The organism is Acinetobacter genomosp. 33YU (genome assembly GCF_001990725.1).
Lineage (GTDB): Bacteria > Pseudomonadota > Gammaproteobacteria > Pseudomonadales > Moraxellaceae > Acinetobacter > Acinetobacter seifertii.
This window is the reverse complement of sequence record NZ_LFZQ01000001.1, coordinates 264,353-285,979: the sequence shown is the minus strand read 5'-3', so window position 1 is coordinate 285,979 and position 21,627 is coordinate 264,353. Positions and strand designations below refer to the sequence as shown.

The following is a 21,627-nucleotide window of genomic DNA, read 5'->3' as shown; positions in this document are numbered from 1 at the left end:
ACCTTCACTGTTGAACCTGGTTCAGCCGTACCTGTGACAGGATTGCTTGCATTGATCGGATCAATCACTGGTGCATTTGGTGCTGTGGTATCTACTGTCACGACTGCATTTGTTGTTCCCACATTACCTGCAGGATCGGTTGCAGTCACAGTGACCGTATGTGGACCATCTGTCAATGTAGGAAGCGTATTGTCTGCAAGCGTCCAGGTACCATTACCATTGTTCGTCGCTGGATAGTTCACACCATCGACATTCACCACAACTTTCGCAGTTGGATCGTTTACTGTACCTGTTAATGCAGGTGTACTGTCATTAGTCAATGCTGTCGTTACAGTTACTGTTGGTGCAACTGCATCTACAGTACCAGTTGAAGGATTTGATGGGTTGCCTGCAGGGTCAGTTGCCACTGCTGTAATTTTATCACCATCTTTGAGATCACCTGGATTTGGTACTGTCCATTTCCCATCAGGGCCTGCAACAACTGTTGCTGTACTGCCATCCGGGAAAGTCACCTTCACTGTTGAACCAGGTTCTGCCGTACCTGTGACAGGATTACTTGCATTGATCGGATCAATCACTGGTGCATCTGGTGCTGTAGTATCTACTGTATAAGATTTTGACTCATTGATATTGCTACTATTACCCGCTGCATCAGTAAATGTAACTTTTGCATCAATCGTTTTGTCGCTATCTGCAATTAATCCACTGCCTGGTACAACTGCACTCCATGTACCTGCTACTTTATCGATAATTGCAGTATATGTTACCCCGTTAACAACTACTGTAACGACTGTATTTACTGCATCTGCTGGGATATTCTTTAAGCTGCCTGTAATTGTAATATTACCAGCAGCCTCTGTTCCATTAATAACATTATCAGAAGTAATAGGATCAACTGAGAAAGTAACACCATTTGTGTTTGGAGGCGTAGTATCTGAAGGTGTTGAAGAGTCATTGCTACTATTTGATGCAGCAGCAATAATACCACCAGCAACCAAAGGTATCGCTGCTAACAACCATGGGTTCAAGCCAGCATCGTGATAAAGTAATGGTTGAATTGAAGAAATAGGCTGATAAATAACATCAGATACTAATCCTTGTGGAGCTTCTGCTGGCAATGCTGCTGGTAAATCTTCACCTAAAAGTGCTTGCGGTGCCACATCACTATCAGCATCTGCATCTGCATCACTATCAGCATCTGCATCATTTTCAGCATCTTTAAATTTTGCCCAAATTAATTGTCCATTTTGGTCTTGAAAAACAAGACTATTGTCCGCAGGTTCAGCTGTACCACTAAAGAAACCTTCAATAACAATAGTTTCGCCATTTTTAAGACGAATTACTGCATTGGTACCCTCCCTATTCACTACTAATACATCACTAGCAGCTACCTTTACCACTACAACCGAAGCTTCTGAGAGTTTGGCTGAAGTCCCTTTTATTGTTGACAAGGTATCATGACTTTCCTTGGCAATAATTTGTATTTCAGGCATATCTATATTCCTTTTATATTATTGATTTGAATAATTTTATGTATATTTTTTTACTTAATGCTTTTGAGTTTTTGACCTACAACTTAAAAACATTAAGTAATGTGATCATTTTTACATTAACCACTTTAAAATAAAAAAAACAAATACTAAAGTCCTCAAAGAAAAAAAAGTAATTAATACAAATTTTATATAAATAAAATTCTCGTTCTTATTCTTATAATTTTAAATAAACATAAATTAAATGTTTTATATATAAAACAAATTTAGCTTTTAATTATTGAAAATTATCTTAATTCGAATCTTTATTTAATAACTTTTAATATCTCAATGAAATAAAATATATTATTAATGATACATATAGAAAAAAAATGGCCCTAGTGAATATTTTACTATTACACTAAAGCCATACTTTTTAAATCTAATTAAATATACTTTTAAGTTTTTCTAAAAATTATCAGGGCTTTCAAAGCGTTTTACTTCTTGTAACTTATTTGGATCATGCATAGTTGCAATACCATCTTCAGTTTTTTGATCAACAATAACATCTGGATTAAAGATTGTAATTGTTTCTCTTCCCAAGGTATCTTCTCCAACTACATATTGAAAACCACGGCGGTTCATTTTATGACATAGTTTTTGGTAAAAACCTTTAAGCCCTTCCTTTTCTTCATTTGGATTGTAATAAAAGGCATTCATTACCGCTGGTAAGCCCAGACCACACACTACACCAGATAACAATACACTAATAAAGGTGTATCCAATGAGAATACTACTATAAGGGCTAAGCGCGGGAATATTTGCAACTGCTAAAATTAAAGCAAGTGAAATGCCACCCCTAACCCCTCCCCAAGATAAAATGGTTAAACTACCATTGTAACTTTTGGTCTTTCGCATTGTTGGGAAGAAGGCAAAAGACATAAAGTTTGCCGCAAAACGCGAAATATGCAGAATAAGGAAAGCAACAATTCCACCCAAAATCAGGCTAAAGTTTAAATCTAGAATAAATAATTCAAGACCAATTAAAGTAAATAAGAATGAATTGATAATTCCTTCTACAGTATGCCAAAAATGGTTAACTTCTCTAATCTCACGTTCTTCACGAATTTCTTTCCATTTATTACCAACAATTAACCCCCCAATCACACAAGCGATTGGTGCAGATGCATGGGCGAATAAAGCCACCAGATATGCGCCACTGGCCAGCAATGCCGTCGTTAAAATTAAGGATTCCATTTCGTGCTTACCACGTAATAGACGTAATGTTCCTATACCAAATGCCCATCCAATACCAATGGCAACCACAATTTCATAAAGTAAAGCTTCCAACGTTGCAACTAATGAAAAATGTTCACCTTGTAAAACATTAAGTAGTGTCATAAATAATGCAATACACATTGCATCATTAAATAAAGACTCGCCTTCTAATTTCACAATAAGATGATGAGGTGCCCGAATCGAACTTAAAACGCCCTTAATACCAATGGGGTCTGTTGCACCCAAGGCAGCACCTAATAAGAGAAGAACCAATATTGGTACATGATGGCCAATCAACAATTGGAAACCATAAAGTAAACCACCAAACAATACTGCACAGATAACGAGTGCAATCGTTGCTAAAATACTAATTTGTTTCCAATAACTTCTTAAATCTGAAATTTTAAATTTAAGTGCTGAAGATGTCAGAATAAAACAAATAACACCATTAATTAAAAAGTCATAGAAATCAATATTTCGAACTGCATTTTCAATATTATGAATATTAATGCTAATGAACTGATTACCATTTAAGAGACTGGCGCCCCATTGCAAAATGAAGACAAAAATTGCAGAAACAAGAGGTACGCCAATCGCTTGAGGAAAGCCTAAAATACGCTTATTGAATATTGTGGTTGCAATTGATAAGGCAAATACAACCGTAAATGCTTGTAATAAGAAAAAATTACCCATGAACACCCTTCTTCTGGGTCAATGACCAAATAAAAACCTAGACAGCTAAACTGAACAGAGCGAAAAAATGGGCACTACATGTGTGCCCAAGCAGTTAAAAGTTAGAATATAAGTTTAACGAATTACGCTAAGTACTATAGCAATCAGTTAAATTTCTTAACATTAATTATGAATCAGAGAGATTATAAAAAATGAGTTCACCTAAACCTATGGCAAACTCATCTTTGTAGTTCAAATAGCGTTATTAAAAGTATCGCATTGATTAATATCACCTGACTTTAAGCCCACTTGAAACCAATGCATCCTTTGCTCACTGGTGCCATGGGTAAAACTATCAGGCACAACTTGACCTGTTGCACGTTTTTGTAAATAGTCATCACCAATTTTTTGAGCAGCATCCATTGCTTCTTCAACATCGCCTGCCTCTAAAAACTGAGTACGCTGTTGATTATGATTTGCCCATATACCTGCTAAACAGTCAGCTTGTAACTCTTGACGAACAGATAACTGATTACCTTCTTTCTGACTGACTTGCGAACGTGCTTGTTGCACTTGCGAAGAAATACCAAGCAAGGTTTGAACATGATGGCCCACTTCATGCGCAACAACATAGGCTTGTGCAAAATCACCTGCCTGATCTTGGCGAGAGAGCTCTGATTTATTTTGCTCACCCGAGATACCCATTTGCTCACGCATATCTTTAAAAAATTCAGTATCAATATAAACTTTCTGGTCAGCCGGACAATAAAAGGGCCCCATAGCAGATTGAGCAGTGCCACAACCTGAACGAGTCATTCCACTAAATAAAACCAACTTTGGTGGCGTATAAGTTTTACCTAACTGTTTAAATATAGGTGTCCAGGTATCTTCTGTATCAGCTAATACTGTTCCAACAAAATCTGAAGCTTCTTTTTGCTCAGGTGTCAAAGTTTGCGGTGCAGTTTCATTTGATTGTTGTGAAGCAGTAACCTGCTGCGTTGCCTGATAGGCCATTTGTGGATCAACGCCAAAAAATTTCCATGCAACAAATGCTACGACCAAACCAATAATACTAATACCACCTGCTTTAAGACCGCCCCCACCTCGACGGTCCTCAACATTGGTACTGACTCTACGATCTCTCCAACGCATAATTTCCCTCTTATTTTAGAATGGCATCAAGAGTTCGATGCTTTTTTAGGCCAAATTTTTTGTATTAAACTTACGATAAGTAATACAACTGCACCAGCAATCATTCCTATCACAAAGTTCATCAATGTTGGTGTTAAAGCACCAATAATATTTCCGACCGCAGGTATAGTTTCTAAATGATCGACCGTATCTTCAGTAATATGATGAAGTAAAGGAATCGTATGGTTAATAATCCCTCCACCTACTAAAAACATTGCAATAGTTCCAACAATAGAAAGTAACTTCATTAAAAGAGGAGCAAAAGCAAGTAACCCACGTCCTAATGTTTGTTTGAAAGAAGCAGCTTGTTTTGTTAAATATAATCCTAAATCATCAATTTTAACAATCACACCAACCAAGCCATAAACACCTAGCGTCATCACAACAGCAATAATGCTCAGGACACTTATTTTTGTCATTAAAGCAGCAGTAGCAACCGTACCTAAAGAAATAACAACAATTTCAGCAGATAAAATAAAGTCAGTTCGAATAGCTCCTTTTACTTTCTCTTTTTCAAAGGCTTCTAAATCTAACTCTTCATTATTAAACTCTTTTTCTGCTTCTTCAGAGGTCGAAGCTTTTTTATGCATGATGGTATGAAGAACCTTTTCAACACCTTCATAACATAAAAATAAGCCACCTAGCATCAATAGCGGGTTAATCAACCAAGGAGCAATCACACTAATTAATAAAGCCAAAGGTACTAAAATAAGCTTATTAACCAATGAACCTTTAGCGACTTTCCACACAATAGGCAGTTCACGATCAGCGCGCACACCTGTTACCTGTTGTGCATTTAAAGCCAAATCATCTCCTAAAACACCAGCAGTTTTCTTTGCTGCCATTTTGCTCATTAAAGCGACATCATCTAAAATTGTTGCAATATCATCTAGTAATAAAAGTAAGCCACTTGCCATTTCTTATCCAAGTTTGTATTTATCTGGCTATTGTAAGATGAAATATTCTAATTTCTGTAATTTTACTGAATAAATTCACAATATTATTTTAAGAAAGTTTATCCAATCGCTGACGAAAAAATTTTATTTCCCGTACAATAATGCCAATCTTTATATTACAGGGCTTACTATCCCTGATTAAGCCAATACGATAGTGGAATAAATAATGAGTAATGTTGATCAGCGTCCAATTATTTTGACAGGCGACCGCCCAACCGGACAACTTCATCTTGGGCATTTTGTCGGTTCTTTGCGTTCACGTGTAGGTTTACAGGATAGCCATCATCAACATCTCTTATTAGCAGATGCACAAGCCCTAACTGACAATGCAGATAACCCAGATAAAGTACGTCGCAATATTTTGGAAGTTGCTCTAGATTATTTAGCAGTTGGTATTGATCCAACTAAGACCACGATTTGCGTACAGTCATGTTTACCAGCATTGAATGAGCTTACAATGTTATATCTTAACTTTGTAACTGTAGCTCGTTTAGAACGTAACCCAACCATCAAATCTGAAATTCAAATGCGTGGTTTTGAGCGTGACATTCCTGCTGGTTTCCTTTGCTACCCTGTTGCACAGGCTGCTGATATTACGGCTTTTAAAGCAACTGTAGTACCAGTGGGTGAAGATCAGATTCCAATGATTGAACAAACCAATGAAGTGGTCCGTCGTGTGAATCGCCAAATTGGTCAAGACCTTTTACCTGAATGTAAAGCCTTACTTTCTAATATGGCTCGTTTACCAGGTTTTGATGGTAAAGCAAAAATGTCTAAATCATTAGGCAATACTATTGTTTTAAATGCTTCTGACAAAGACATTAAAAAAGCTGTAAATGCAATGTACACAGACCCAAATCACCTTCGTATTGAAGATCCAGGTCAAGTTGAAGGAAACATTGTATTTACTTATTTAGATGCATTTGATCCAAATAAAGAAGAAGTTGAAGAATTAAAAGCTCACTACCGCCGCGGTGGTCTTGGTGATGGTACTGTTAAAAAACGTCTTGAAGGTGTGTTAAAAGAATTAATTACACCTATTCGTGAACGTCGCGAAGAACTTGCTAAAGATCCTGATTACATTATGGATGTTTTACGTCAAGGTACTGACAAATGCAGAATCATTACTCAACAAACTTTAGATGAAGTTAAAGATGGCTTAGGCTTATTTAAGTTTTAACTCTAGAGTAAACATATAAGTAAAAAGCCCTACGGGGCTTTTTTTTATAATTACATTAAGATTCAATAGTTTAAAATATTACATTGTTAATATATTTATAATGATTCACATGCACTTACCCTTTTAACGTGAAGTAACACTAATTAACGCGAACCTTAATGAAGAAATATTAAACCTTAACTAATATAGCTTAAGTAGGTTGATATGAACCTCACGACATTTCTCCTTAAGCCGAAACTGTTTTTAACAGATTCGTTGTTCTACGCAATGATCACCCCAATCATTGCGTATTTTTTTGTCTTTTTTTCGCCTTATTATTTCTTATTTCATTTTATGCTACTTTTAAATGATGCAAAAAAATACCGCATCATTTTTCAGATGCGGTATTTTTTAAAGATTCAAGGAAACTATTAAGCTAAACCTTTCTCTTTTAATACTTGCAACATAGTTGAACCAAGCTCAGCTGGGCTACGAGTGTAAGCCATACCTGCTTTTTCAAATGCAGCAAATTTCTCTTCAGCAGTACCTTGACCACCAGAAATGATCGCACCAGCGTGACCCATACGCTTACCTTTAGGAGCAGTTACACCAGCGATGTAACCTACTACAGGCTTAGTCACGTTAGATTTGATGAATTCAGCAGCTTCTTCTTCCGCTGTACCACCAATTTCACCGATCATGATGATTGCATCAGTATCTGGATCGTCTTGGAACAATTGAAGAGCTTCAATTTGGTTCATACCTGGGATTGGGTCACCACCAATACCGATACAAGTAGACTGACCTAAACCAAGCTTAGTTGTTTGAGCAACCGCTTCATAAGTCAATGTACCTGAACGTGAGATAATACCAATACGACCTGGTTGGTGGATGTGACCAGGCATAATACCGATCTTACATTCACCTGGAGTGATCACGCCTGGGCAGTTAGGACCAACTAAACGAGTACCGTTACCGTTAGTTTCTAAATAACGTTTTGCTTTAAGCATGTCGATTGTTGGAACACCTTCAGTGATCACAACGATTAGGCCAACACCTGAATCAACCGCTTCAACGATTGAGTCTAAAACGAATGGAGCTGGTACATAGATTACAGATGCATCTGCATTTGTTTCACGTACAGCTTCTTTCATTGTGTTGAATACTGGTAAGTCAAGGTGAGTTGTACCACCTTTACCTGGAGTAACACCACCAACAACTTTTGTACCGTAGTCTAAAGCTTGTGCAGAGTGGAAAGTACCGTTTTTACCAGTAAAACCTTGTACCAATACTTTAGTGTCTTTATTAATTAATACGCTCATGATTGATACTCCCCTTACGCTTTAACTGCAGCTACAACTTTTTCTGCGGCATCAGACAAACCGTTCGCAGAAATTAATTTCAAACCAGATTCATCAAGTAATTTAGCACCTAACTCAGCGTTGTTACCTTCTAAACGAACAACAACTGGAACAGTTACGTTTACTTCTTGAACCGCTGCAATAATTGCTTCAGCAATCATGTCACAACGTACGATACCACCGAAGATGTTGATTAAAACACCTTGTACAGATGTATCAGCAAGGATGATTTTGAACGCTTCGATTACGCGCTCTTTAGTTGCACCGCCACCAACGTCAAGGAAGTTTGCAGGCTGACCACCATAAAGTTTAATGATGTCCATAGTTGCCATTGCAAGACCAGCACCGTTAACCATACAACCAATGTTACCTTCTAAAGCAACATAGTTAAGATCAAATTCAGATGCTTTTAATTCACGCTCATTCTCTTGAGATTTGTCACGTAAAGCAGCAACTTTAGGTAAACGGTAAAGCGCGTTAGAGTCGATACCTACTTTCGCGTCTACACATAAAATTTCGCCATTTTCACGAACTGAAAGTGGGTTAATTTCAAATAAAGCAAAATCGTTTTCAACAAATGCTTGGTAAGCAGCTGTCATGATTTTTACGAATTGACCGATTTGTTTGTCTTTCAAACCTAAAGCAAACGCAACTTCACGTGCTTGGAATGGTTGTAAGCCAACTAATGGATCAACTTCAACTTTGATAATTTTTTCTGGAGTTTCTTCAGCAACTTTCTCGATTTCTACACCACCTTCTGTAGAAGCCATGAAAGTAATACGACGGCTAGAACGGTCTACAACCGCGCCCAAGTAAAGCTCACGCTCAACTGGATATACGTCTTCAGCAACAATGATGCTGTTTACTGGTTGACCATTTGCATCAGTTTGATACGTTACAAGACGAGTACCAATGATATTGTTTGCAAATTCGATAACATCTTCTTTAGATTTTGCAACTTTAACGCCACCAGCCTTACCACGACCACCAGCATGAACTTGCGCCTTCATTACAGCGAATTTACCACCAAGCTGTTCAAATGCAGCAACTGCTTCGTCTGCATTGGTTGCCAAGATACCTTCTTGTACCGGCATACCATATTCTTTCAATAACGCTTTAGCTTGATACTCATGTAAGTTCATTTAGTTACCTACTTAACTTTGTTTGTTGTCTTCAATTTGCGCAACATTCTCATGTTGTATATGCAAATTGCTGTCTACGTCTATCAACTTGATGATTTTTTAATCACACCATCGAATGTGAAAAAGAGCGGAGAACCGCTCTTTAATTTTATTTACGCTTACGTTGAATCGCGTGAATTGCACGACCATCTACAGCAAGTGCAGCTTCATGAACAACTTCAGAGAATGTTGGGTGACCAAAAGTCATCAACTGAAGATCTTCAACAGAAGATACAAATTCAAGAGCGATCATACCTTGATGAACGATATCAGATGCTGCAGGTCCAATGACATGCATACCTAATAAACGGTCAGTTTTTGCATCAGCAACGAACTTAACAAAACCTGCGCCTTCACCAGCAGCTAAAGCACGACCATTTACAGCAAAACCGAATTGACCAGTTTTTACTTCATGACCTTTTTCTTTAGCTTGCTCTTCAGTTAAACCTACCCACGCCGCTTCAGGGTGTGTATAGATAACAGAAATGATTGTGTCATAGTTCACTTGAGCTGCGTGACCGTGAATACGCTCAACAGCCATTACACCTTCTTCCATTGCTTTATGAGCAAGCATTGGACCGCGAACCAAGTCACCAATCGCGTATACACCTTCTACAGAAGTTGCACAGTGATCATTTACTTCAACTAAACCACGTTCAGTTAATTTAATGCCTGAATCTTCAGCCAATAAACCTTCTGCATATGCTTTACGGCCAACACAAACGATTAATTTGTCAAAAGTTTGAGTTTTTTCTTCGCCACCTTGAGTGTATTTAACAGTCACTTCACGACCATTAACTTCAGTGCCAGAAACTTTAGCACCAACGCGAATATCAAGACCTTGCTTAGTTAAAAGCTTTTGGTATTCTTTTGCCAAAGCTTTATCAGCCATTGGTAAGAATGCATCCATTGCTTCAAATACAACAACTTCAGCACCAAGACGACGCCATACTGAACCAAGCTCTAAACCGATTACACCAGCACCGATCACACCTAAACGCTTAGGTACTTCTGGGAAGTTTAATGCGCCAGTTGAATCAACAATAATGTCTTGATCTACAGGAGCTACAGGAATATTTACAGGCACAGAACCAGACGCAAGAATTACGTATTTAGGTTCTAAAACTTGAGTTTCACCTTCATGAGAAACGAACTCAACTTTTTTACCAGCAAGTAATTTACCTGTACCTTTTAACCACTCAATACCGTTGCCTTTAAGCAATTGATCGATACCGCCAGTCAATTGGTCAACAATTTTGTCTTTACGAGCAAGAAGTTTTGCAAGATCGAAATTCACTTCACCAGTTGTAATACCGTGATCAGCTAAGTGATGCACTGTATCTTCATAACGATGAGAAGAATCAAGCAAAGCTTTAGAAGGGATACAACCTACGTTTAAGCAAGTACCACCTAAAGAAGGCTTACCGTTGTGAATACGTTTTTCAATACAAGCGACTTTGAAACCTAGTTGAGCAGCACGAATCGCAGCTTCATAACCACCAGGACCACCGCCGATGACAACAAGATCAAATTGTTGAGACATTTTTATCTCCATAAACCAGGATAGAGGATCGCTCTACCCTGGTAGGTATTTATTCGAAGAAATTAAAGATCAAGGATGAGTTTAGCTGGCTCTTCTAACAATTCTTTGATTGCTACTAAGAAACCTACAGCTTCTTTACCATCGATCATACGGTGGTCATAAGAAAGCGCTAAGTACATCATTGGCAAGATTTCAACTTGACCATTTACCGCCATAGGACGCTCTTGGATTTTGTGCATACCCAAGATACCAGTTTGCGGTTGGTTCAAAATAGGAGTTGAAAGCAATGAACCGAAAGTACCACCGTTAGTGATTGTGAAAGTACCACCAGTCATTTCTTCGATAGATAATTTACCGTCACGTGCTTTACCAGCATAAGCAGCAATACCTGCTTCAACTTCTGCATAGCTCATACGGTCAGTATCACGTAATACTGGAACGACAAGACCACGATCAGAAGATACTGCAACACCGATGTCATAGTAACCGTGATAAACGATATCGTCGCCATCAATTGAAGCATTTACAGCTGGGTAGCGTTTAAGCGCTTCAGTTGCTGCTTTAACGAAGAATGACATGAAGCCTAAACGAGCACCATGACGCTTTTCGAAAGCATCTTTATATTGCTTACGCAATTCCATGATTGGCTTCATGTTAACTTCGTTAAATGTAGTTAACATTGCAGTTTCTTGAGTTGCAGCAAGAAGACGCTCAGCAACACGCTTACGTAAACGAGTCATTGGAACACGTTTTTCGATACGCTCACCAACAGCAACACTTAACGGAGTAACGTTAGCAGCTGGTTTAGTTTGATGGTTTGCAACATCTTCTTTAGTGATACGACCACCACGGCCAGTACCTTGTACGTCAGCAGCAGCAATACCAGATTCAGTTAAAGCTTTACGAACCGCAGGAGCTTGATCAGATACAGTTTCTGTACGTTCAACAACAGGAGCTGCACCAGCTTGAGTTTGAGCAACTGCTTGTTCTACTGCCGCAGGAGCAGCAGCCGCTGCACCAGCACCAGCTTCGAATTGAGCAATAACTTCGTCAGAAAGAACTGTATCGCCTTCACCTTTAATGATTGCAACCAAGCTACCATCTGCAGGAGCAACAACTTCTAAAACAACTTTGTCGGTTTCAATATCACAGATTACTTCATCACGTGATACAGGTTCACCCACCTTTTTATGCCAAGTTGCGATGGTGCCATCTGCAACAGACTCTGGGAATACCGGTGCTTTAATTTCGGTTGCCATTATTGAGAATCTCCTGATTGTTCAGCTTCGATTGCCAATGCATCATTAATTAGCTGAGCTTGTTGTTTTGCATGCAAGTACGGTGAGCCACAAGCTGGTGCAGCAGAAGCTTCACGACCTGCAAAACTGATACGGATTTGTTTGCCAGATTTTAAGATATCGTCATATAAACGCGGTGCAATAAATAACCATGCGCCTTGGTTCTTCGGCTCTTCTTGTGCCCAAACGAGTTCTTTCACATTTGGATAAGCAGCCAAGATTTCCGCAAGACGTTGCTCTGGGTATGGATACAACTGTTCAATACGTACGATTGCAACATTAGTTAAGTTTTGTTCACGACGTTTTTCGAGTAAGTCGTAATAAACTTTACCGCCACAAAGTACAAGACGAGTTACATCTGACTTGTTAATTTGATCGATTTCGTCAATTACAGTTTGGAATGAACCATTTGCAAGTTCTTCTAAAGTAGAAGTTGCAAGTTTATGACGAAGTAAAGATTTTGGTGACATTACGATCAATGGCTTACGAATTGGGCGTACAGCTTGACGACGTAATGCATGGAAAATCTGTGCAGGTGTCGTTGGAGTGATCACTTGCATGTTATCTTCAGCACATAACTGTAAGAAACGTTCTAAACGAGCTGAAGAATGCTCTGGACCTTGACCTTCGAAACCATGTGGTAACAACATTGTTAAACCACAAACACGCTCCCACTTAGTCTCACCAGAAGCAATAAACTGGTCAATCACAACTTGAGCACAGTTTACGAAGTCACCAAATTGTGCTTCCCAAATAATCAAGCTCTTAGGAATTGTAGTCGCGTAACCATATTCGAATGCAAGAACTGCTTCTTCAGATAATAAAGAATCGTAAATCGCAAAACGTGGTTGGTTCTCTTTAACATGACAAAGTGGAATGTAAGTTGAACCATCAGCTTGGTTATGCAATTTCGCATGACGGTGTGAGAAGGTACCACGACCCACGTCTTCACCAGTAATACGAACTAGATAGTCTTCATCTAATAAAGTTGCATAAGCTAAAGTTTCTGCTGCACCCCAGTTCAAAGGAGTTTCACCAGTTTGCATTTTCACGCGATCTTCAATTACTTTTTGAACTTGACGCTGCATTACAAACCCTTCAGGAAGTTTGCTCATGCCCTCGCCTAATTCTTTAAGGCGGTTCAAGTCGAATGAAGTATCCCAATCGTCTGTGTAGTCATGGCCCAAATATGGAGTCCAATCAACAAACATTTTGGTATTTGGTTCAAGAATCAATGCGTTTGCTACATGATTACCCGCTTCTAAGTCAGAACGGTAATCTTCAACCATTTGATCCGCTTCAGCACGATCAAGTACTTTCTGTTGTACAAGTTGATCAGCATAAAGTGTACGAGTAGTTGCTTTCTTCGCAATTACTTGATACATCAATGGTTGTGTACCAGATGGCTCATCTGCTTCGTTATGGCCGCGACGGCGATAACAGAACAAATCGATAACAACATCTTTACGGAATTCGTGACGGAAATCATGTGCTAATTGAGTAGCAAAGATAACTGCTTCAGGATCATCGCCATTTACATGGAAAATCGGCGCCTGAATCATTTTAGCAACGTCTGTACAGTACTCTGTAGAACGCGCATCACGCGGATCAGAAGTTGTGAAACCAACTTGGTTGTTCACAATGATATGAACCGTACCACCAACCGTATAGCCACGAGTTTGTGACATTTGGAAGGTTTCCATGTTCACGCCTTGACCTGCAAATGCAGCATCACCATGAACAATAACTGGTAATACGTCATCACCGCCGATGTCTCTACGACGTACTTGACGTGCACGTACAGAACCTTCAACTACAGGACCAACAATTTCCAAGTGAGATGGGTTAAATGCCAATGCCAAGTGAACTTCGCCACCTGGAGTCATTACATTACTTGAGAAACCTTGGTGGTATTTAACGTCACCTGAACCTTTCTTATGAATTGATTTACCTTCGAACTCACCAAATAAGTCCGCAGGATTTTTACCCATAATATTAACAAGAAGGTTCAAACGGCCACGGTGTGGCATACCGATAACAACTTCTTTACAACCTACAGCACCAGCACGCTGGATAATCTCGTTTACCATAGGAATAAAAGATTCGCCGCCTTCAACACCAAAGCGTTTAGCGCCGACGTATTTATTACCAAGATATTTTTCTAGACCCTCAGCAGCAGTTAAACGCTCTAAGAAGCCTTTCTTTTGATCATTTGAGTAATTGAACTTACCACGGGCACTTTCAAGACGTTGTTGAATCCAACGCTTCTCTTTTGTGTCCACGATATGCATGTATTCAACACCGATTGAACCACAATAGATCGCTTCCATTGCTTCAATCATTTCAGCAAGAGTTGCTTCACTCTTACCAATCTCAAGATTGCCTGTGTTGAATACTGTGTCTAAATCTGATTTGGTTAAACCATGTGCTGAAAGATCTAAATCAGGAATATCTTCACGCTTAGCAAGACCTAATGGATCTAATTTAGCTTTTTGATGTCCGCGATTGCGATAAGCAGCAATAAGTTGTAAAACGCCAATTTGACGACGCTCATGCTCAGTACTTACAGTACTTTGTACAACAGGTTGAACACGGTTAGCATTACGTCCTAGTAATAGGAATTGCTCACGCACAGCGCTGTGTGGTTGGTCACCTTTTGGATATTTATCGAAATATTGGCGCCAGTCCTCAGCTACAGAGGTTGGGGAAGTCAGGTACTGCTCGTAAAGTTCTTCAATATACGCTGCACTATCAGCGGAAAGTTCAGTGTCAAGACGCAATGCGTCAGCAACTTCTTGCATTTGTGGACCCATTTCCTATTGCAAAAAATATTACAGGCTGCCTTTTAAGCACACCCATGATGCATAATGTCAAATCGGTAAAAATGACACTACTTACCCAACAGGTCTTTACGACCATGGGGCGTCATACTACCTAGAGAGAAAACTCCATAGGTAATTAATGAATCACAACGCCCTCAATGGCATCATCACTCACCTTATACTCGATTAAAACCGAGCAATTTTTTGCAAATCTTTTTAGAAAAATTAACTATACAATTAACTTTTCTAAAATGACTTTGACCATAAAAATTAAGCACTGATCTAAGATCGTGCCACTTAATTTAATTTCAGTAGTATACGCTTTTTTCACCTATAACTTTGTGGCAAATCGTATCATGTTCTTAACGAACGATTGATTTTTTTGACACATACCATCTATAAATTGGCGAAATACATATCCAATTTTATCTATTAATATATGGTGCTTTATATAAAAACCCCTATTTTACCGACTAAAGTATAAGGTGCGTATTATAAAGTTAAAAAAAAACGCACATCAAGGATGTGCGTTTCCTATTTGCGCAGAATTAACCCGCTTGATCTAACAACATGTTACGGATATGACCGATTGCTTTTGTTGGATTCAAACCTTTAGGACATACTGACACACAGTTCATAATACCTTTACAGCGGAATAAGCTGAATGGATCGTCAAGACGAGCCAAACGATCTGCTGTTGCAGTATCACGAGAGTCGATAATAAAACGGTATGCATTCAACAATGCTGAAGGACCCAAGAATTTATCAGGGTTCCACCAGAATGATGGGCATGAAGTTGAACAACATGCACAAAGAATACATTCATACAAACCATTTAAGTGTTCACGCTCTTCAGGAGACTGTAAACGCTCTTTAGGTGGAGCTGGTTGGTTATTGATCAAAAATGGCTGAATTTTGTCATATTGATCATAGAATTGGTTCATATCAACAACCAAATCTTTAATAACTGGCAAACCTGGCAATGGACGAATTACAATTTTCTCAGGTAGGTCGTTTAAGTTCCATAAACAAGCCAAACCATTTTTACCATTGATGTTCACACCATCCGAACCACAAATACCTTCACGGCATGAACGACGGAATGTTAACGTTTCGTCTTGAACTTTCAAAGCAAGCAATGCATCAAGCAACATACGGTGCTTATCAGTCAATTCAAGTTTGAAAGTTTGCATGTACGGCGCTTTATCCTTATCAGGATCATAGCGGTAGATTTCGAATGTACGAGTACCTCTACTCATCTTTATACTCCCGATTAGAATGTACGTGGTGCTGGTGGAATTGCATCAACAGTTAACGGCTTGAAGCGCACTGGCTTATATTCCAAACGGTTATCTGATGAATACCATAAAGTATGTTTCATCCACTCATCATCACGGCGACCGTATGAATAAGTTGGGTGATCAGCTGGTAATTCATAATCAACTACCGTATGCGCACCACGACATTCTTTACGCGCAGCAGCTGAAATTAATGTAGCTTTTGCAACTTCATATAAGTTTTCAACTTCAAGCGCTTCAACACGCGCAGTGTTAAATACTTTAGATTTATCTTTCAAGTGGATGTTACGTACACGTGGCTCAAGAGCAAGAATCTCTTTAACACCTTTATCAAGTAAAGCTTGAGTACGGAATACACCCGCGTGATCTTGAACGATATCACGAATTGCATCAGCAACTTCTTGAGCGTTTTCACCAGTAGTTGAGTCATCCAACTTACGCACGCGCTCTAAAGTTTGCTCTAATACGTTTGTTGGAAGCGGTGCATATTCATCACCATGGTGCTTAGTTACGTAATCGATAATGTGCTCACCAGCAGCTTTACCAAATACAACCAAGTCAAGAAGTGAGTTAGTACCTAAACGGTTTGCACCATGTACTGATACGCAAGAACATTCACCAATTGCATAGAAACCTTTTACAGGTTTAGTGTAGTTGTCTGTACCAGGTTCTGGTAAGCACACTTGACCATGCATATTCGTAGGAATACCACCCATTTGGTAATGGATTGTTGGTACTACTGGAATTGGTTCTTTAGTAATGTCTACGTTTGCGAATTTTTTACCAATCTCAAATACAGATGGTAAACGCTTCATAATTGTGTCAGCACCCAAGTGAGTCATATCAAGCAAGATATAATCACCTTTTGGACCACAACCACGACCTTCTTTAATTTCTTGGTCCATAGAGCGTGATACGAAGTCACGTGGAGCCAAGTCTTTTAAAGTCGGTGCATAACGTTCCATGAACGGTTCGCCGTCTTTGTTACGAAGGATTGCACCTTCACCACGACAACCCTCAGTTAACAATACGCCTGCGCCCGCAACACCTGTAGGGTGGAACTGCCAGAATTCCATATCTTGTAATGGAATACCAGCACGAGCAGCCATACCAAGACCGTCACCAGTGTTGATATAAGCGTTTGTTGATGCACGGTAAACACGACCAGCACCACCAGTTGCAAACAATGTTGCTTTAGCTTGGAATACTGCGATGTTGCCAGTTTCTTGGTCAATTGCAGTTACACCGAGTACATCACCTGCTTCGTTACGGATCAAATCAAGAGCGATCCATTCAACGAAGAATTGAGTACCCATTTTCACGTTGCTTTGATAAAGCGTGTGTAATAATGCGTGACCAGTACGGTCAGCAGCAGCACAAGCACGTGGAACTGGTTTATCACCATAGTTCGCAGAGTGACCACCGAACGGACGTTGGTAAATTGTACCATCGGCGTTACGGTCAAACGGCATACCCATGTGTTCTAGTTCATATACAACTTTTGGCGCTTCACGACACATAAACTCAATTGCGTCTTGGTCACCTAACCAGTCAGAACCTTTTACTGTGTCGTAAAAGTGGAAATGCCAGTTATCTTCTTGCATGTTACCTAACGACGCACCGATACCGCCTTGAGCAGCAACTGTATGTGAACGTGTTGGGAAAACTTTAGTAAGTACTGCAACTTTCAAACCTGCTTGAGCAAGTTGGTAAGATGCACGCATACCAGAACCACCACCACCAACGATAACAGCATCGAAAGTGAGGTTTTGAATATTTGAATAATCTTCTTTAGGGGTTATCGCGCCCATGATATCTTCCTATCAATTCGCCCAGAAAATCTGGATACCCCAGATTGCGTACACAAACACTGCAATAATGACAGCCGTAGTCAGTACAAGGCGTAAACCTTTCGCTGAAGGACCCATTTGACGAGTAGTGACGTAGTCAGTGAAAACCTGCCACATACCAATCCATGCGTGTGCGATAAGCGACAAAATTGCCAATAAAGAAAAAATCTTCATTGGTAATGTCATCATGAAGCCAGCCCATTGTTGATAGTCAAATCCGCCTTTGCAGAGAATCCAACCCAAAAGAACAACAGTATAAGCTGCCAATACTACAGCACTTACACGCTGGATAAACCAATCACGAGAACCTGAACCTGTTAAACCTGTAGCACTTTTCATTAGAACATAATCCATACAAAGGCTGCGATAATGGCTACCACAGATAAGATCAATGAAATTGTCGCTGCAATACGACCGCTTTGCAGTTCTTCAGCAAAACCTAGATCTGCAAGCAAATGCTTAACCCCAGCAATAAAGTGGAAAATTAAGCCGGCTACAAATACCCACACGACAAAACGTACAAGGATATTTCCGAAAACGACATTTTTAACGTAGTCAAATCCTTCTGGCGAAGATAATGATTTATCTAAAATCCATAATAGAACTGGTACTAATAAGAAAACGATGACACCTGATAAACGGTGTAAAATTGATGCAATAGCCACGGGTGAGCGTAAATTTACCGCTAACACCTGACCCATGGACAAATTGACAGGTCTGTTGCTTTTCACAGCGGGCATCCTGTAGGTAGAAACTCCGACCGGAGTTTGTTGAATTAATTCCAAGGAAAGCTGGCATTGTTAGGCAAGCACAGCTCATGCCTAACCTATAAACGACACTGAATTATAAAACGCGAAATATCAAAATACAAACAATCCACTTTGCCTTTTCCGCAAAAACTCATTAAATAAGAATCATTCACATAGCCAAACAGCGATCCTCCCTATACCAAAGTTAAAATTAAACAAAACATGTGCTTGTTTAATCTCATCTTTTATAAAAAAAATCTTTTCTACTGCTTTATTTAAAATAAGTGCGTTTTAGACTAAAGATAAAGTTAATAATTCATCAAGTCTAATCAAAAGGATAAACCAAAATTGCGCTTACACCCTAATTTTAATAACTTTATTTAAAAATAATTAACACCCTTTTTATATTAAAAGCAATAAAGAGCCACTTGACTCTTAACAATGAGCACTATTTTTACAAAAAATGAGTTTTAATTTTTACAACATGATCAACAAGCTATTTTTTAAACAATTAAACTTAAAAAAAGTACAACTTTTGGAATTATCAAATGGTGATAATTAGGTTATTTTTGAATCACAATTTAAAATTACAGACTGAGTTTTATGATTTTTTTAAGCAAATTGGCATTTTATAACCAGTTCTGAGTCTAATTTTTTATTTATAAATTTGCTTACAATTGTACTCACCCTTCATTTTTTTTCTGCACGTTCTTATTGAATTGACTTATGATACCATCCCGATGCAGTGATTTTACTGACTTTTTTGCTCGGGTCTTAATGACTAACTCTCTGTGGGAACGTCATTTTTTATCCATAAGTATAATTGACAAAATTTCAGTACTCACTAATCTTATAGCAAATTTTGACACCGTCTGATTCGCACATGAGAAAATTAGGATTTCGAGTCAGATAATCATTCACCAGGACAGGAGATCTATTGAATGTCTGAAGCAAATGGCAAAAAAGCCGTATTACATCTTGATGGCAAAGAAATTGGATTACCAATCTACAGTGGCACTTTAGGTCCAGATGTAATTGATGTGAGCAGCATACTGAAAGAAGGTCATTTTACTTTCGATCCTGGTTTTATGGCGACAGCCGCATGCGAATCTAAAATTACTTTCATTGATGGTGACAAAGGTATTTTATTACACCGTGGTTACCCGATTGACCAACTAGCAACTCAAGCAGACTATCTTGAAACTTGTTATTTATTATTAAATGGCGAGCTCCCAACTGCTGAACAAAAAGTTGAGTTTGATACGAAAGTTCGTGCTCACACTATGGTTCACGATCAAGTTAGCCGTTTCTTCAATGGTTTCCGTCGTGATGCTCACCCTATGGCAATCATGGTTGGTGTTGTTGGTGCATTATCTGCGTTCTATCACAACAATCTTGACATCGAAGACATTAACCACCGTGAAATCACTGCAATTCGTTTAATTGCAAAAATTCCAACACTTGCTGCTTGGAGTTATAAATACACAGTAGGTCAACCATTCATCTATCCACGTAACGATTTAGGTTATGCGGAAAACTTCTTACACATGATGTTTGCTACTCCTGCTGACCGTGATTACAAAGTTAATCCTGTTCTTGCTCGTGCAATGGATCGTATTTTCACGCTTCATGCTGACCATGAACAAAACGCGTCTACTTCTACAGTTCGTCTTGCTGGTTCTACTGGTGCAAACCCGTATGCATGTATCTCTGCTGGTATCTCTGCTCTTTGGGGACCTGCTCACGGTGGTGCTAACGAAGCAGTTCTTAAGATGCTTGATGAAATCGGTAGCGTTGAAAACGTTGCAGAATTCATGGAAAAAGTTAAGCGCAAAGAAGTTAAACTTATGGGCTTCGGTCACCGCGTTTACAAAAACTTCGACCCACGTGCTAAAGTCATGAAACAAACTTGTGACGAAGTACTTGAAGCTTTAGGTATCAATGATCCTCAATTAGCACTTGCTATGGAACTTGAGCGCATTGCACTAAACGACCCGTACTTTGTTGAGCGTAAACTTTACCCTAACGTAGACTTCTACTCTGGTATCATCCTTAAAGCGATTGGTATTCCAACAGAAATGTTTACTGTAATCTTCGCTCTTGCACGTACAGTTGGTTGGATCAGCCACTGGTTAGAAATGCACAGCGGCCCTTACAAAATTGGTCGTCCACGTCAGCTTTACACTGGTGAAGTTCAACGTGACATCAAGCGTTAATATTCGAAAGAACATTAATGTAAAAAAGCTGCCAAGAGGCAGCTTTTTTTATAAATAAGTTTTTTAAAAAATTATTCTTCTTCAAACATATTTAACAAATGATGACTAATACCATCAGCTCTTAACCAAGCCAATTCATAACTTGCTTTAGCCAAAGCCAAGACGCGTCTTTCAAATTCATCCCAAATTGTTTTAACTTGAGAATCTAAAATACCCAAACCACTTTCTGAGGCAAGATGTTTATTTTTCTCACAGATTTTTAAGGCATGATAAAGCTTACGGCCTTTACTCGCCCCTTCCATCAAACGAACACGCTTACTTAGAATAAAACCCTCGACATGCTGGAGATTTGCATGAGGCAGCATAGGTACCAAGATTTGGTTCAATTGATCATCTAAGCGCTTCCAGACAGCCAAGCGCTGCTCTGCTGTATAAGTATTCCATTGAATGACTTCATGGTTAAAACGGCGACAACCACGACATACCTGATCACCAAAAACTGTTGAACAACGCCCTGCACATGGGGTGAGAGAGAGCGTTCGATGATCATTACTCAAAACAAACTCCTTAAATAAACCATATAC

General features: G+C 39.1%; 16 protein-coding genes and 1 pseudogene. 2 read left to right on the top strand and 15 right to left on the bottom strand.

The window, feature by feature from the left end; all coding sequences use genetic code 11:
* The 4 genes from AC056_RS01375 to AC056_RS01360 form a co-directional block, all read right to left on the bottom strand.
* A partial coding sequence (locus tag AC056_RS01375) for a BapA/Bap/LapF family prefix-like domain-containing protein (RefSeq protein ID WP_139344613.1) occupies positions 1–1,493 on the bottom strand: 1,493 nt, incomplete at its 3' end.
* Positions 1,494–1,937: 444 nt separating this feature from the next.
* The gene (locus AC056_RS01370) at positions 1,938–3,440 is read right to left on the bottom strand and encodes a cation:proton antiporter (RefSeq protein WP_077162493.1); all 1,503 of its coding nucleotides are present in this window, start codon (positions 3,438–3,440) and stop codon (positions 1,938–1,940) included.
* A gap of 231 nt (positions 3,441–3,671) precedes the next feature.
* Positions 3,672–4,571 (bottom strand): neutral zinc metallopeptidase, encoded by a 900-nt coding sequence (locus tag AC056_RS01365; RefSeq protein ID WP_077162492.1) that lies wholly within the window; start codon positions 4,569–4,571, stop codon positions 3,672–3,674.
* Positions 4,572–4,597: 26 nt separating this feature from the next.
* Positions 4,598–5,527 carry a DUF808 domain-containing protein gene (locus AC056_RS01360; protein WP_019457178.1) on the bottom strand — a complete coding sequence of 310 codons (930 nt, stop codon included), beginning with the start codon at positions 5,525–5,527 and terminating at the stop codon, positions 4,598–4,600.
* A 205-nt stretch (positions 5,528–5,732) separates the two neighbouring features.
* Between AC056_RS01360 and trpS the strand changes: the two genes are divergently transcribed.
* Positions 5,733–6,746: a tryptophan--tRNA ligase gene (gene trpS / locus AC056_RS01355; RefSeq protein WP_004705897.1), complete on the top strand. Its 1,014-nt coding sequence runs from the start codon at positions 5,733–5,735 to the stop codon at positions 6,744–6,746.
* Positions 6,747–7,156: 410 nt separating this feature from the next.
* Here trpS and sucD read toward each other — a convergent pair whose 3' ends face one another.
* The 10 genes and pseudogenes from sucD to sdhC form a co-directional block, all read right to left on the bottom strand.
* Positions 7,157–8,047, bottom strand: coding sequence for a succinate--CoA ligase subunit alpha (sucD, locus tag AC056_RS01350; protein ID WP_000114637.1), 891 nt, complete (start codon positions 8,045–8,047; stop codon positions 7,157–7,159).
* 14 nt (positions 8,048–8,061) lie between these two features.
* Positions 8,062–9,228, bottom strand: a complete 1,167-nt coding sequence (gene sucC / locus AC056_RS01345) for an ADP-forming succinate--CoA ligase subunit beta (RefSeq protein ID WP_001048573.1) — start codon at positions 9,226–9,228, stop codon at positions 8,062–8,064.
* 148 nt (positions 9,229–9,376) lie between these two features.
* The gene (gene lpdA / locus AC056_RS01340) at positions 9,377–10,810 is read right to left on the bottom strand and encodes a dihydrolipoyl dehydrogenase (protein WP_002051272.1); all 1,434 of its coding nucleotides are present in this window, start codon (positions 10,808–10,810) and stop codon (positions 9,377–9,379) included.
* A 62-nt stretch (positions 10,811–10,872) separates the two neighbouring features.
* Complete coding sequence (gene odhB / locus AC056_RS01335; protein WP_004705895.1) at positions 10,873–12,069, bottom strand: 2-oxoglutarate dehydrogenase complex dihydrolipoyllysine-residue succinyltransferase; 1,197 nt, start codon at positions 12,067–12,069, stop codon at positions 10,873–10,875.
* Positions 12,069–14,909, bottom strand: a complete 2,841-nt coding sequence (locus AC056_RS01330; protein ID WP_068936437.1) for a 2-oxoglutarate dehydrogenase E1 component — start codon at positions 14,907–14,909, stop codon at positions 12,069–12,071. Before AC056_RS01330 ends, odhB begins: the two co-directional genes overlap by 1 nt.
* Before the next feature lie 157 nt (positions 14,910–15,066).
* Positions 15,067–15,195: pseudogene (locus AC056_RS01320) on the bottom strand (hypothetical protein).
* A gap of 283 nt (positions 15,196–15,478) precedes the next feature.
* Positions 15,479–16,189 (bottom strand): succinate dehydrogenase iron-sulfur subunit, encoded by a 711-nt coding sequence (locus tag AC056_RS01315; RefSeq protein WP_004705893.1) that lies wholly within the window; start codon positions 16,187–16,189, stop codon positions 15,479–15,481.
* A gap of 14 nt (positions 16,190–16,203) precedes the next feature.
* Positions 16,204–18,039 (bottom strand): succinate dehydrogenase flavoprotein subunit, encoded by a 1,836-nt coding sequence (gene sdhA / locus AC056_RS01310; RefSeq protein ID WP_039250058.1) that lies wholly within the window; start codon positions 18,037–18,039, stop codon positions 16,204–16,206.
* Between the two features lie 12 nt (positions 18,040–18,051).
* Positions 18,052–18,417 (bottom strand): succinate dehydrogenase, hydrophobic membrane anchor protein, encoded by a 366-nt coding sequence (gene sdhD, locus AC056_RS01305; RefSeq protein WP_003655454.1) that lies wholly within the window; start codon positions 18,415–18,417, stop codon positions 18,052–18,054.
* On the bottom strand, positions 18,417–18,818 hold the full coding sequence (sdhC, locus tag AC056_RS01300; protein ID WP_001984863.1) for a succinate dehydrogenase, cytochrome b556 subunit: 402 nt from the start codon (positions 18,816–18,818) through the stop codon (positions 18,417–18,419). The genes sdhD and sdhC overlap by 1 nt, the downstream gene beginning before the upstream one ends.
* Positions 18,819–19,768: 950 nt before the next feature.
* Between sdhC and gltA the strand changes: the two genes are divergently transcribed.
* Positions 19,769–21,043: a citrate synthase gene (gene gltA, locus AC056_RS01295; RefSeq protein ID WP_077162490.1), complete on the top strand. Its 1,275-nt coding sequence runs from the start codon at positions 19,769–19,771 to the stop codon at positions 21,041–21,043.
* A gap of 71 nt (positions 21,044–21,114) precedes the next feature.
* Here gltA and AC056_RS01290 read toward each other — a convergent pair whose 3' ends face one another.
* A complete protein-coding gene (locus AC056_RS01290; protein WP_004705889.1) occupies positions 21,115–21,600 on the bottom strand; it encodes a DUF1289 domain-containing protein in 486 nt (161 codons plus the stop codon).
* Positions 21,601–21,627 lie beyond the last annotated feature (27 nt).

Coding starts and splice junctions, on each gene's coding strand:
- odhB (WP_004705895.1), bottom strand. CDS start 12,069: ATGGCAACCGAAATTAAAGCACCGGTATTCCCAGAGTCTGTTGCAGAT.
- lpdA (WP_002051272.1), bottom strand. CDS start 10,810: ATGTCTCAACAATTTGATCTTGTTGTCATCGGCGGTGGTCCTGGTGGT.
- AC056_RS01365 (WP_077162492.1), bottom strand. CDS start 4,571: ATGCGTTGGAGAGATCGTAGAGTCAGTACCAATGTTGAGGACCGTCGA.
- AC056_RS01315 (WP_004705893.1), bottom strand. CDS start 16,189: ATGAGTAGAGGTACTCGTACATTCGAAATCTACCGCTATGATCCTGAT.
- sdhD (WP_003655454.1), bottom strand. CDS start 18,417: ATGAAAAGTGCTACAGGTTTAACAGGTTCAGGTTCTCGTGATTGGTTT.
- sdhA (WP_039250058.1), bottom strand. CDS start 18,039: ATGGGCGCGATAACCCCTAAAGAAGATTATTCAAATATTCAAAACCTC.
- sucD (WP_000114637.1), bottom strand. CDS start 8,047: ATGAGCGTATTAATTAATAAAGACACTAAAGTATTGGTACAAGGTTTT.
- sdhC (WP_001984863.1), bottom strand. CDS start 18,818: ATGCCCGCTGTGAAAAGCAACAGACCTGTCAATTTGTCCATGGGTCAG.
- sucC (WP_001048573.1), bottom strand. CDS start 9,228: ATGAACTTACATGAGTATCAAGCTAAAGCGTTATTGAAAGAATATGGT.
- trpS (WP_004705897.1), top strand. CDS start 5,733: ATGAGTAATGTTGATCAGCGTCCAATTATTTTGACAGGCGACCGCCCA.
- gltA (WP_077162490.1), top strand. CDS start 19,769: ATGTCTGAAGCAAATGGCAAAAAAGCCGTATTACATCTTGATGGCAAA.
- AC056_RS01330 (WP_068936437.1), bottom strand. CDS start 14,909: ATGCAAGAAGTTGCTGACGCATTGCGTCTTGACACTGAACTTTCCGCT.
- AC056_RS01370 (WP_077162493.1), bottom strand. CDS start 3,440: ATGGGTAATTTTTTCTTATTACAAGCATTTACGGTTGTATTTGCCTTA.
- AC056_RS01360 (WP_019457178.1), bottom strand. CDS start 5,527: ATGGCAAGTGGCTTACTTTTATTACTAGATGATATTGCAACAATTTTA.